The sequence below is a fragment of the Candidatus Hadarchaeales archaeon genome, assembly GCA_038736355.1.
GTDB lineage: Archaea > Hadarchaeota > Hadarchaeia > Hadarchaeales > WYZ-LMO6 > WYZ-LMO6.
On sequence record JAVYML010000002.1, the window covers coordinates 155731 to 167986 of the forward strand.

Genomic DNA, 12256 nt, shown 5'->3' on the forward strand with positions numbered 1-12256 from the left:
TTCAATCCGTTTCTGGGAGGAGACATACCGCCGCCCCTATGGCCAGACCCGCGGAAACCCTAACGTCCAATTTCCTCAGCTTCGGGAGGAGCCCTCCCTCGCATATGAACCTGACGGGATCGAGATAGAGCAGGAACTCCCTTTCCTTCCCCTCGATCCTCCAATACCTCTTCGCGTCCTTCCTTATCCTCTCCACGCGCTCCTCCAGTACCTCCTCCGGCTCCTGGGTCCAAAGTTTCTCCGCGCTCTCCACGCTCCAACGGTAGAAATCCAGCACCGTATAATCGGCGATCCTCAAATGGAGCTTCCAGTCCCTGTCCGTGAGCTTCCCGGAAACCCTCACGCTCCCCACCTCCAGGGGTCTGAGGGATTCGACAGAATCCCCATCCAGAACGAAGAGGGGGCTCACGTAAGTGGAGGAGAGCACGATCGCCTCGGCAACACCTTCACCGAGTCTCCTACCCAAGAGTCTGGCAAGTTTGATGAGCTCTCCGTCGGGATAGACGAGCTCCACGAAGGGCTTCTTCACCTCCATCTTTCCGGAGAGGGAAGGGATGACCCCCAAGTTCCTGTACTTGAAACGTTCGGTCAGCCAACGGATGCGTTCCAGGGCCTCTTCGGAATCCGAGAAGAGGAGGACCCCCCTCAGGTTCTTGACGGTGGCCGCATACCTGGCGAGCATCCGCTTTCTATTTTGTTCAGGAAAAATTTAGCTGAAGATGGAGGAGAAGGAAAAAATCCGCCGGAGGATCTGGAAGCTCCTCGAGGAGAAGGGTGTAGCCACCTTCCCGAAACCCATCGTGGGAAGGATTCCCAACTTCTTGGGAAGCGAAAGGGCTGCCGAGCTCCTCCGCTCCTCCGAAATCTATTCCAGGGCAGAGGTGGTCTTCGTGAGTCCCGACTCACCCCAGCTTCCCGTCAGGAGGATGGTTTTGGAGGATGGGAAGAAGCTGATAATGGCCTCCCCGAGGCTCAAGAGGGGCTTCTTGGAAATCGAAGGGGATCCATCGAAGGCCACCCTTTCCCGGGCGATGGAGTGGGGGAAGGAGGTGATGCCCTGGGACCTAAAAATAGATTTGATGGTGGAAGGATCCGTGGCCGTTGACCCTTTCGGGGGAAGGGTGGGGAAGGGAGGGGGCTTCGGGGATCTCGAATTCGCCATCCTGCTGGAAACCGGGGCCATAGGAAGGGAAACACCCATCGCCACCACGGTTCATGAGTTCCAGATAGTCGAAAACGTACCCATGGAATCCCACGATGTGCCCGTGGATTGGATCTTCACTCCAAAGCGTCTCCTCGAGGTAAAGGTGAAACGCCCAAAACCCAAGGGAATCCTCTGGGAACTCCTCGAGCCCTCCAAGATGGAGGAAATCCCCATCCTTTCCATCCTGAAGGAGAGGAGGGAGATGGGTTGATTTCCTACCAGGAGATGTGCAGGAAGGAAGGCCTGAGGCTGAGAAGGGGGATGTATTACCGTCCCGGGAAATACAGCCTGGTGCTGGTTTCTCCCATGGCATCCTACGAGGATACCTGGCGGGAAGGGGGGAGGATCCTCCTTTACCAAGGGCATGACGCCCCCAAGAAGGGTAGGGACCTAGATCAACCCTACAGAACGAAAACAGGAAAACTCACCCAAAATGGTCTCTTCTTCGAAGCGGTGAAGGCCTTCAAGCTCGGGAAGAGGAAGGCGGAGGTGGTGAAGGTATACGAGAAGGTAGCAACCGGGATTTGGAGGGAAAGGGGCCTCTTCAGGCTAGTGGATGGATGGAGGGAAAGGAAAAGAGGTCGTGTGATCTTTAGGTTCAAGCTGGAGAAAATTGCAAACGATAGCTATACTCAAAAGGAGAAGGGGGAAAGGTCTTGATGGGATACCCCACCCCAGCCGAACCATATTTTTGGGGACCTAGATCTTCGTCTGGAATCCTTGGAAGCCCTATGCACCGTCGAATCCGCGTATGCCCCAAGACAACGTTTTATTTTGTCTTCAGCCAAAAACCGAATTAGAGCCAGATTAGACTAGGATTTGGAGAAGGTACAGTTTCGGTGAAAGGCGAAAGGTTGTGAACTTCTTTATAAATCCCCCCCGCAGAAACCGAAGTTCACAAACCGAGACCCAAAACCTTTAAGGATGGGCGAGAAAAATTCGAGAGAAAGAGGGGGGTTTCAGTAGGATGCCCCTGAAAATGGGGATTGAAAGTTTGTTTAAATAAACGCTTTTTGAGTTGCCACGGGCGTTTCAGTAGGATGCCCCTGAAAATGGGGATTGAAAGTACCTCCCAGCTTTGCGCATCCAGAACGCATAATAGGTTTCAGTAGGATGCCCCTGAAAATGGGGATTGAAAGTTATTCATCTGCACCGTGTATTACCTGAGTATGGGGTTTCAGTAGGATGCCCCTGAAAATGGGGATTGAAAGTCTGCGGCACCAGATGGTATAGTGCCACCCGTTTCCGGTTTCAGTAGGATGCCCCTGAAAATGGGGATTGAAAGAAATTCCTCCGGCTTTGGCCATTTCGCCGATATAGTGTTTCAGTAGGATGCCCCTGAAAATGGGGATTGAAAGGGAGGAGGTAAATTATGGAAAAACCGGTTTTCGGTTGTTTCAGTAGGATGCCCCTGAAAATGGGGATTGAAAGCATCGGGAAAAACCAAGCTTTTACCCAAAAGTGGAATATGTTTCAGTAGGATGCCCCTGAAAATGGGGATTGAAAGAATGAAGAAATTTCACTAAGGTTAACAACGGCGTTTCAGTAGGATGCCCCTGAAAATGGGGATTGAAAGGGTTCCTTCGTTCGATAGCCAGAGCCAGAATTTCAGGTGTTTCAGTAGGATGCCCCTGAAAATGGGGATTGAAAGTTCAGGATGCCGATATTCCACTTTTAGGCAAAAGTGTTTCAGTAGGATGCCCCTGAAAATGGGGATTGAAAGCGTGGTATGGGCCAAGCCTATGGTATTACCCCAGCGTTTCAGTAGGATGCCCCTGAAAATGGGGATTGAAAGGGTGATGCGGCTCCGGTGGGACATAATCCGGCGGTTTCAGTAGGATGCCCCTGAAAATGGGGATTGAAAGCTCACTTGCACTTACAGGCATCCTTACATCACCTCCGTTTCAGTAGGATGCCCCTGAAAATGGGGATTGAAAGGAAGGAAAATTAAATGACATCGGCATCGGAAGCCATAGTTTCAGTAGGATGCCCCTGAAAATGGGGATTGAAAGAGGAGGACCGCCTTCCCTTCCGCCAGTTGGAGGACGTTTCAGTAGGATGCCCCTGAAAATGGGGATTGAAAGAGGTGGCCCAGAGGGGCCAGGAAACTGGAGGGCTGACGTTTCAGTAGGATGCCCCTGAAAATGGGGATTGAAAGAATTCCTCCATTGGCAAACCGTATTTTTCCCATAGCGTTTCAGTAGGATGCCCCTGAAAATGGGGATTGAAAGTTAATCTCGAACCCGTGACCCTCCCCGCCCCTAAGCGTTTCAGTAGGATGCCCCTGAAAATGGGGATTGAAAGTTGCCTACCACAGCGGCCACATACCTGATTTCCAGGTTTCAGTAGGATGCCCCTGAAAATGGGGATTGAAAGCGACTCTGAAGAAGGTGGGTGAAGTGATTGGTTGTCATTTCAGTAGGATGCCCCTGAAAATGGGGATTGAAAGGTTTCAACGACCAAATAGTAGATACTCTTGTCTTTCGTTTCAGTAGGATGCCCCTGAAAATGGGGATTGAAAGATTACTCCCGTAAGCTGGCCTGTCGCCCCGGGAGTGGTTTCAGTAGGATGCCCCTGAAAATGGGGATTGAAAGTCCTCCCGTGGGTGATTCCATAAGTATCCCCGGGGGCGTTTCAGTAGGATGCCCCTGAAAATGGGGATTGAAAGTCCGAAAGGAGGAAGGAGGAAAGGAAGGCCGATCGTTTCAGTAGGATGCCCCTGAAAATGGGGATTGAAAGGGTGATTTCACAAACCTTCCGGTTTCGATACTTCTCGTTTCAGTAGGATGCCCCTGAAAATGGGGATTGAAAGTGCAACCGGAAGCCCAAGCATATGGTCAGGTCTGGAGTTTCAGTAGGATGCCCCTGAAAATGGGGATTGAAAGTCCTTCAAAGCTAAAAGCCGTTAATACTCCAACCGAGTTTCAGTAGGATGCCCCTGAAAATGGGGATTGAAAGGGACATAGCTCTTTCGTCATTTCGCAACCCCAGCAGTTTCAGTAGGATGCCCCTGAAAATGGGGATTGAAAGGAACGGCCGGGGGGGCCAACGAGGCGGAGCTGGCCGTTTCAGTAGGATGCCCCTGAAAATGGGGATTGAAAGCCAAGTCCCGATAGAACGCCTTGAGCCATCTCCTAAGTTTCAGTAGGATGCCCCTGAAAATGGGGATTGAAAGCGTAGTACACATAGATAGTGTTGTCACTATTCTCCAGTTTCAGTAGGATGCCCCTGAAAATGGGGATTGAAAGGGAAAATTTCAGCTCCTTAATACTTTCCGTATCGAAGTTTCAGTAGGATGCCCCTGAAAATGGGGATTGAAAGTTAAGCACGGTCAAGACATAATTGTAGGCTCTCCCGGTTTCAGTAGGATGCCCCTGAAAATGGGGATTGAAAGCTCCTCTCATTTACTCCATCATCGGGAGTTTTAGACGTTTCAGTAGATGCTTCTCCGATCCCCCTCCAAATCCGTGACCGAAATCCCAGAATCTGGAGGAGTGCCTTTTTCGTATCCAACCACAAATTCCCTGAGCTTGTGATCTCAGGCTAGGGCCCTTCCCATCCCCAGCCCCACCACGCCCACCAGCACCATGAGGATGCCCAGCACGGCCAAGAGCTTGGCCCTTCTTTCCATCTCCCCGAACTCCCTGTAATAGAGGACTCCCCACAGAACCGCCACCACCGTGCTGGCGGTGCCTATGGGGAAGGCCACGGCCACGCCCAGGGAAGGGGCGGCCGAAAAGTTCATGAGGTTTCCCCCCATCCAGAGGAAACCAGCCAGAAAACCCAAGAGATGCTCCCTCCTTCCCCCTCCCCACCAGGGACCCAGGAGACCCTCCCAGAGGGTGCGGAGGAAGTAAACCATCCAGGCCCCCACCGCGATGAGGGCGCAGTACTGGAAGGGGGTGATCCCCGCCTTCAGGGAAGCTGCCACCCCCGCTCCCCCGAAGGTCCCGAAACACAGGGCACCGAGAAGGGCCCACCTCACCCCCCTCCATCCCCCCTTTCCCTCGAGGGATCTCCCGAGCAGGAAGGCCCCCGAAAGCATGCATAAAAGACCCGCCGAGGCCACGGCCAGGGGGAGGCCCCCTTCCATCTCCCCGAAGAGGAGGACTCCCCAGAAGAAGGCCACGGCCGCGGAAAGGTTCAGGAAGGAATAGGAGTAGGCCAGGCCGAGCTCCCTTATCGCCGAGAGCCCGGCGTAGTTCCCCGCCGCCCAAACCATTCCGGAGAGGAGGGGAAGGAGGATTTCCGGTCCCCAGCTCCCCCCTCCTTCCAGAAGGAAGACCGCCCAGGAGAGGAGCAGGCCCCCCAAAAGGAGGTCGTTGGAGAACTCCCAGGGGCCGAACCTCCTGAGGTGCTTGAGGGGGTTGCAGTAGGTTCCCCAGAGGAAGGCGGAGAAGAGGCTGAGGAGAAAGGCCGTGCGGTCGATCAAACCATCACCTTACCCCTTTTACCTTGAACCCATCTAAAAAAGGGGGTTGCCCATCCTCAAAACCCTATAACGGGAGGTTCAAGGAATTCAGCAGGTAAGGTGCAGGGCTGCAGCCACCCTCTTGGTCTTGGAGAGTCTGTTGAAGCTCTCCACGGCCTTTCCCGTTTCCTCGGCCACCAGCTCTATCCCCTTTTCCCCCAACACCCTCACCGTCTCCTCGGGAACCTCCATTTCTCCGGAGTATCCCCTTCCCACCACCAGTATCTGTGGCTTCTCTTCCATTACCTCCTTCAAATCTTCGGGACATACCCTATGCCCCTTTTTCCTCCACCATCTTTCGATGCGGTCGGGGAGGATGAGGACATCGTGGGTGTAGACCCTACCGTTTATAACTATCCTTCCGAACTCGTACGAATCCACCCTGAACATCAGATCTTGTACACCTTGCCGGGCTCCGGGAGGATCACCTTCACCCCCCGAAGCTCATCCTTGGCCCTCTTCTCGAATTCCTCCGCTTCCTCCGGGGAGCAGTGAAAAGGAACCGCTACCCTGCATCCCAGTGCCCTGGCCATACGGAGGGCATCCTCAACCGAAGCCGTTGGGGAAGGAGCACCGGCTGGCAGAAAGGCCACGTCGGCCCTGTATTTTCCCACTTCGGCTGTGAAGGAAGAATCGGAGCCGTGGAAGAAGGTGAGCCCCCCTGATTCCACCAGGAACATCAAAGGTTCCTCTGCCGGGTGCTCCGCTTCTATACCCCTCACCTTGGCCCCTTCAACTTCTGCGGTTTCGCCTGCCCTCAACAGCACGAGCTTTCCCACCCTTCCTTTCAAGGCAGGATAGCTTCCCGAATTGCACACCACTGTTCCCCCCGAGGCCCTTTGTAGTTCTATCAGGTGGGAGGGTTCGAAGTGGTCGAAGTGTTCATGCGTGATGAGGAAGAGCTGTGGCTTCCAGGCCGAGAGGTCTTCCTTCCTCACCACCTCCGCGGGATCGAAAAGGAAACGGTGGTTGGCGGTGCTCACGGCGAGGGCGGAGAACTCGAAATAGACGAATCCCAGTTCACCCCTAGAGAGGTGGAGTCTGGCCAGACCACCCAGCCCCTCTCCCAGTCTCATCTTTCCTATTCAGGTTGTGGGGTAATAAATAGTGCCTTTATTCCCCCCGCCCAAAGGAAGGTGATGTCCCTTCAGACCAAGCTGGAAGTAGTTTGTCTGGAACTCCTGAAGAAAACGAGCACCGACCTCCCACCCGATGTGGAACAGGCCCTCGAGAAGGCGGAAAAAGGGGAAAGGGATCCCGTGGCCAGGGCCAACCTCAGGGCCATTCTCGAGAACCTGAGGGTGGCGAGGGAAAGGGGGGTTCCCCTCTGCCAGGACACGGGACTTCCCCTCTTCTACTTCTGGATGGATCCTTCCCTCCCCCTCGATCCCTTCGAAGCCGCCAGGAAGGCCGTGAAGAGGGCCACGCGAGAGGGCTTCCTCCGCCCCAACACTGTCCATCCCCTCTCCAGAAAGAACGAGGGTAACAACTTGGGAAAGGAAATGCCGAGGGTGAAGGTCTTCCGGAGGAGGGGGGAAGAAGTGGAGGTGACCGTCCTGCTCAAGGGGGCGGGATCGGAGAACTGCAGCAAACTGGCCATGCTCGCGCCCGAGAAGGGACTTGAGGGAATAAAGGAGCTGGTGGTGAAAGCGGTGGCGGAGGCGGGAGGAAAGCCCTGTCCCCCCATCATCCTCGGGGTTGGAATAGGGGGAAACGCGGAACTCTCGATGGAACTGGCCAACCTCTCCCTCCTCCGTCCCCTTCCGGAAAGGCACCGTGAGCCCTCCCTCAGGAGGCTGGAAGAGGAGCTGGAGAAAAGGATCAACCGCCTGGGTCTTGGTCCCATGGGGCTGGGGGGAAAAACCACCTGCCTGGGGGTGAAGGTGGAATATGCCCACACCCACACCGCCAGCCTCCCCGTTTCCCTGAGCTTCCTCTGCTGGGCGGCGAGGAGGGCTTCCGCCTCCCTGGAGGTGAGGGGATGAAGGAGCTCAGCCTCCCGGCTTCCAGGAAGGATACGGGATGGCTCAGGGCCGGGGACCTGGTCTTCCTGACGGGCGAGGTGGTGACGGCCAGGGACCAGGCGCACCTGAGGCTGGCCGAGCTCCTGAGGAAGGGGAAGGATCCTCCCCTGAACCTGAAGGACGGGGCCCTCTACCACTGCGGACCCCTCGCCAAGAGGGAGGGAAGGGAGTGGAGGATCCTCTCGGCTGGTCCCACCACCAGCTCACGCATGGATTCCCTCCTTCCCCTCCTTCTGCCATGGCTGGGGGTGAGGGTGGTGATAGGGAAGGGAGGAGTGGGGAGGGAAACGGCGGAGATCATGAAGAAGCGGGGATGCGTGTACCTGGCCTTTCCGGGGGGATGTGGTGCCTTAGCAGCCAGGGCGGTGGAGGAAGTGAGGGGGGTACACTGGCTGGAGCTGGGCATACCGGAGGCCATGTGGGTACTGAGGGTAAGGGGCCTCGGCCCGATGGTGGTGGCGATCGACAACAGGGGAAGAAATCTTTACGAGGAGGTGAGGAGGGGGATGGTGATTTGAAGGGGTACGTGGGGGAGATCTTCAGCTCCGTACAGGGGGAAGGTCTGCTCGTGGGAAGGAGGCAGGTTTTCGTGAGGTTCGCCGGGTGCAGCCTGCGCTGTTCTTACTGCGACACGAAGGAGTACAGGAATCCCCATCCTCCCCTCTGCAGGGTGGAACTCTCTCCCGGGGGCCGTTTCAAAAGGTTGAGAAACCCCCTCTCCACCGAGGGGGTGGTAAAGGAGGTCATGGGTCTCTCCGCCCCCGACATCCACTCGGTTTCCCTCACGGGAGGGGAACCGCTGGAGGCGGGGGATTTCCTGGTGGAAGTGGCCTCCTCCCTCGAAAGGGCGGGATTTCCCCTCTACCTGGAGACGAACGGTTCCCATCCTGAGATCCTCGAGAGGGTCCTTCCCTACCTCCGGTATCTCTCCCTCTGCGTGAAGCTGAGGGGACAGGGGAGCGTGCCGGAGGGGGAATGGGAAGGGCTCTTCGAGAGGGAGCTGGACTGTGCCAGGCAGGCTTCCGAAGCAAAGATAAGGGCCTTCCTGAAGGTGGTGGTGAGGGGAAAGGAGGACCTAGAGGGTTTCGGGGAGGTTTGCGAGCGCCTGGCGGAGCTGAACCTCCCCCTCGTCCTCCAGCCCGCCACGGGGAGGGGGGGTGCGGTCCCCATGCAAGAGCTCCTCCCCTTCTCCAGGATGGCCGCTGAAAGGGGGATAAGGGAAATAGCCCTAATACCTCAGGTACACAGGCTTTGGGGGATGAGATGAGGATAGAGCTGGAGGCCGGGCACTTCTCGGCCGTACACTTCATCACGGAACACGAAAAGTGCGAGCATCTCCACGGACACAACTGGAGGGTGAGGGTGGCGGTGGAGGGGGAACTGGATCAGAGGGGAATGGTCGTGGACTTTTTGGAACTGAGGGAGAAGATGGGTGAGATCCTGAAAAAGTACGATCACAGGGTGCTCCTTCCCACCCTCAATCCCTCGGTGAGATTGGAGGAGGAGGGTGAAAACCTGAGGGTGAGGGCGGGAAACAGGACCTTCCTCTTCCCCCTCGAGGATGTGGTGAGGCTTCCCGTGGTGAACATAACCGTGGAAGAGCTCGCGAGGCTCATGGGGGAAGAACTGGCCGGAAAGCTTTCTGGATCCAACCTCCGCAGGTTAACCGTCACGGTCTCGGAGGCCCCCGGTCAGGAGGCCGTCTTCGAACATTCCTTCGGGTAGGAAGCGGTGATAGAGGTCCTACTCTTCCCTGCCGGTCTCTCCGTTTCCCTCCTTTGTTCCAGCATAGGTCTGGGAGGGGGCATCTTCATGGTCCCCCTCCTCCTCTGGCTGGGACTTCCCACCCAGGTCGCGATAGGCACCAGCCTCTTCGCCATCACCGTGGTAGCATGCTCCTCCACGCTCGCCTACGCCCTCCAGCGCAGGATAGACTACAGGACGGGATTGCTGCTGGACTCACTCGATGTTCCGGGGGCGGTGGTTGGGGCATATCTTACCACCCTCCTGGCCGGGAAAACCCTTTCGCGCCTCTTCGGCTCGATGCTCCTCGGGGTGGCCTGTCACCTCTGGCTCAGGAAAAAGACGGGGAGGAAGGTTCCTCCCCCCATCACCCCATCCCTCCTGGTGATGACGATGGTGGGAAGTTTCACCAGCGGGCTGGTCTCGGGGATGTTCGGAATAGGGGGAGGGATAGTGGACGAAATCGTCATGCTCCTAGCCCTGGGCATGTCCATCAAACTCTCCGCCGGGACTGCCATGTTCGGGATGTCCCTTACCACCCTTCCGGCCTTCCTTTCCCACTTCTTCCTCGACCACTTTTCCCCTCCCCACGGCCTGCCACTGGCGGCGGGGTGCGCGGTGGGAGGACCGATGGGGGCAATGGTCTCCAAGAAACTGAATACAAGGACATTACAGAGGTTGTTGGGGGTGGTGGTGCTGGTGGTGGGAATCAGGCTTATTCTCTGGGGAAGATAGACTCCGCTTCCCCAGATGTCGTCTAATCAAACGAAATCCGTTCAGCACTTATGCTTGGAGAAGCAGGAGGTGCAGAGCCTTTTACCACAACTCGAACAGGTCATTATCTTCGAGGCATCCTTCACGTTCTTTCCGCATTGGACACACTTCGGCACTCTCTCACCCCCTTAGTTGTTTTCTTCTTGCCAAGAAATAAGAATAAATCCGTATCCCTCAGGAGTTCGTTGGGGTCGTGGGGTAGCCTGGTCTATCCTCCTGGCTTTGGGAGCCAGGGACCTGGGTTCAAATCCCGGCGACCCCACCAAGGCCCTTTGGGAAATGGTTTTTCAACAAAGTTTATTTGTACTCTGACAACACTTAAAAAGGCCGATATGCTCAAATTCTCATCCATAACTTTGTACCTCAATTTTCCCTCTCAAACGAGGCTTCCCCGCTGGATGGGCTCGGCTTTCAGGGGTGGCCTCGGCCAACATCTCAAGCGGACAGTGTGCTATCATCCGTTACGGGAGTGCGAAAGCTGCGAGCGTTCATCCGAATGCCTTTTCTATGCGGCCTATCAAAAATCCTCCGCGAAGAAAGGTCGTGGCCCTCCTCCACGACCGATCATCCTCGTCCCTCCGTTTTTCGGAAAGGAAATGGGATTCGCAGATGGGGTAAGACTCGAATTGAAGCTTCTGATGTTTGGCGATTACATCCGCTATTTTCCGCACACCATCCTAGCCCTCCAGCAATTCGGGAGCTACGGACTGGACGACGCAAGACACATAGGACAAAACAAGTTCGAGGTGGTGGAAGCTAGGTGCGAGCTCTCGGGCGGGATAGTCTACGATGGGAGCAAGATATATCCCTCAAACATTAAAGCGGTGGATGTCGTTGATCTACCACCTGTGAAGCATAGGCACTTACGAGTGGGCTTTAAAACCCCCATCGAACTCCCCCTTGGCTTCCCACCCTCTCCCCAGCATCTCCTGAAGCTCATCCGCCAGAGGCTGGTTCTCCTCGTCAACGAGTATGGGAGCGGAAAGCGTGTCCCAGAGCCTAAGTGCGAAGGAAAGGTCAAACAGGTTGCAAAGCATTACCATAGGCTAATAGGTTGCTCCCAGCGCTCGGGCAGGAGGGAATTCTGGAACTGCTGGACCGGCATAGCCGAGTACGAATTCGAAAAGATCGACAAAACTGGTGAGTGGCTGCTCGGCGTGGGAGGGGTGCTGGGGGCTGGGGCCAAGTCCTCCTTCGGGATGGGCTTCTTGGATCTCCGTGGGAAGAATCAACTAGGACCCAGTCCTGCGGGGACTTGAGTTGTGAACTTCTTTATAAATCCCTCCTGCAGAAACCGAAGTTCACAAACCGGGGCCCGAAACCTTTAAAGATGGGGGGCGAGAAACAAAAGAAAGGGGGGGTTTCAGTAGGATGCCCCTGAAAATGGGGATTGAAAGACTGGTTGGCGGTCTTGGTGGATGGGGATGTATGGTGTTTCAGTAGGATGCCCCTGAAAATGGGGATTGAAAGTCAGCCAGTGGAAGGGAAGGCCTTACGTGCGCACGTACGTTTCAGTAGGATGCCCCTGAAAATGGGGATTGAAAGGTGAATTTTTTGTTTACTACGTCATAAATTCCTGCCGTTTCAGTAGGATGCCCCTGAAAATGGGGATTGAAAGAAAACGGGCAACTATATGCCGCCAGTTTTGTAGGTGTTTCAGTAGGATGCCCCTGAAAATGGGGATTGAAAGAGCTGGAAAAGAACGGTAAAGTGGTAAGAAGTCAAGTTTCAGTAGGATGCCCCTGAAAATGGGGATTGAAAGCGCTGTTCTTCGTCGGGGAATGGGCCCCGCGCTTCGGTTTCAGTAGGATGCCCCTGAAAATGGGGATTGAAAGCTAGCTTTATTTTCTGCTCCGGCCGTATGAACACACCGTTTCAGTAGGATGCCCCTGAAAATGGGGATTGAAAGTCATTACCGGATCCGGCTCCAGATCCCTCATTTCGTTTCAGTAGGATGCCCCTGAAAATGGGGATTGAAAGTCTGACTCCTTATCACCAATTTTTTCGCTTGTTATGTTTCAGTAGGATGCCCCTGAAAA

Annotated in this window: 12 protein-coding genes, 1 tRNA gene and 2 CRISPR repeat arrays (1 of these 15 cut by a window edge); of the genes, 9 read left to right on the forward strand and 4 right to left on the reverse strand. The window is 55.4% G+C overall.

What is annotated here, in order from left to right:
* Position 1 precedes the first annotated feature (1 nt).
* The gene (locus QXG22_03110; GenBank protein MEM0358986.1) at positions 2-682 is read right to left on the reverse strand and encodes a hypothetical protein; all 681 of its coding nucleotides are present in this window, start codon (positions 680-682) and stop codon (positions 2-4) included.
* Between the two features lie 37 nt (positions 683-719).
* On the opposite strand from QXG22_03110, the gene QXG22_03115 reads away from it, so the two are divergent.
* Together QXG22_03115 and QXG22_03120 are read left to right on the forward strand one after the other, a co-directional pair.
* Positions 720-1415, forward strand: coding sequence for a 5-formyltetrahydrofolate cyclo-ligase (locus QXG22_03115; protein MEM0358987.1), 696 nt, complete (start codon positions 720-722; stop codon positions 1413-1415).
* Positions 1412-1864: a hypothetical protein gene (locus QXG22_03120; GenBank protein MEM0358988.1), complete on the forward strand. Its 453-nt coding sequence runs from the start codon at positions 1412-1414 to the stop codon at positions 1862-1864. The genes QXG22_03115 and QXG22_03120 overlap by 4 nt, the downstream gene beginning before the upstream one ends.
* 296 nt (positions 1865-2160) lie before the next feature.
* Positions 2161-4672: a CRISPR direct-repeat array (repeat unit 37 nt; unit sequence GTTTCAGTAGGATGCCCCTGAAAATGGGGATTGAAAG).
* 71 nt (positions 4673-4743) lie between these two features.
* Here QXG22_03120 and QXG22_03125 read toward each other — a convergent pair.
* The 3 genes from QXG22_03125 to QXG22_03135 form a co-directional block, all read right to left on the reverse strand.
* Positions 4744-5637, reverse strand: a complete 894-nt coding sequence (locus QXG22_03125) for a GRP family sugar transporter (GenBank protein ID MEM0358989.1) — start codon at positions 5635-5637, stop codon at positions 4744-4746.
* A gap of 87 nt (positions 5638-5724) precedes the next feature.
* A complete protein-coding gene (locus QXG22_03130) occupies positions 5725-6066 on the reverse strand; it encodes an Mth938-like domain-containing protein (protein ID MEM0358990.1) in 342 nt (113 codons plus the stop codon).
* Positions 6066-6752: an MBL fold metallo-hydrolase gene (locus QXG22_03135; protein ID MEM0358991.1), complete on the reverse strand. Its 687-nt coding sequence runs from the start codon at positions 6750-6752 to the stop codon at positions 6066-6068. The genes QXG22_03130 and QXG22_03135 overlap by 1 nt, the downstream gene beginning before the upstream one ends.
* A gap of 63 nt (positions 6753-6815) precedes the next feature.
* Between QXG22_03135 and QXG22_03140 the strand changes: the two genes are divergently transcribed.
* The 7 genes from QXG22_03140 (at position 6816) to QXG22_03170 (ending at position 11476) form a co-directional block, all read left to right on the forward strand.
* Entirely contained in the window at positions 6816-7661 is an 846-nt protein-coding gene (locus QXG22_03140) for a fumarate hydratase (protein MEM0358992.1), read from the forward strand.
* Positions 7658-8218, forward strand: coding sequence for a FumA C-terminus/TtdB family hydratase beta subunit (locus QXG22_03145; protein ID MEM0358993.1), 561 nt, complete (start codon positions 7658-7660; stop codon positions 8216-8218). The genes QXG22_03140 and QXG22_03145 overlap by 4 nt, the downstream gene beginning before the upstream one ends.
* On the forward strand, positions 8215-8967 hold the full coding sequence (locus tag QXG22_03150) for a 7-carboxy-7-deazaguanine synthase QueE (protein ID MEM0358994.1): 753 nt from the start codon (positions 8215-8217) through the stop codon (positions 8965-8967). Before QXG22_03145 ends, QXG22_03150 begins: the two co-directional genes overlap by 4 nt.
* Positions 8964-9425: a 6-carboxytetrahydropterin synthase gene (locus QXG22_03155; GenBank protein ID MEM0358995.1), complete on the forward strand. Its 462-nt coding sequence runs from the start codon at positions 8964-8966 to the stop codon at positions 9423-9425. Before QXG22_03150 ends, QXG22_03155 begins: the two co-directional genes overlap by 4 nt.
* Before the next feature lie 6 nt (positions 9426-9431).
* The gene (locus QXG22_03160) at positions 9432-10178 is read left to right on the forward strand and encodes a sulfite exporter TauE/SafE family protein (protein MEM0358996.1); all 747 of its coding nucleotides are present in this window, start codon (positions 9432-9434) and stop codon (positions 10176-10178) included.
* Between the two features lie 226 nt (positions 10179-10404).
* Positions 10405-10482: transfer RNA gene (locus tag QXG22_03165), tRNA-Pro, on the forward strand.
* 373 nt (positions 10483-10855) lie between these two features.
* The gene (locus QXG22_03170; protein MEM0358997.1) at positions 10856-11476 is read left to right on the forward strand and encodes a hypothetical protein; all 621 of its coding nucleotides are present in this window, start codon (positions 10856-10858) and stop codon (positions 11474-11476) included.
* 101 nt (positions 11477-11577) lie between these two features.
* Positions 11578-12256: a CRISPR direct-repeat array (repeat unit 37 nt; unit sequence GTTTCAGTAGGATGCCCCTGAAAATGGGGATTGAAAG) (it continues 960 nt past the right edge of the window).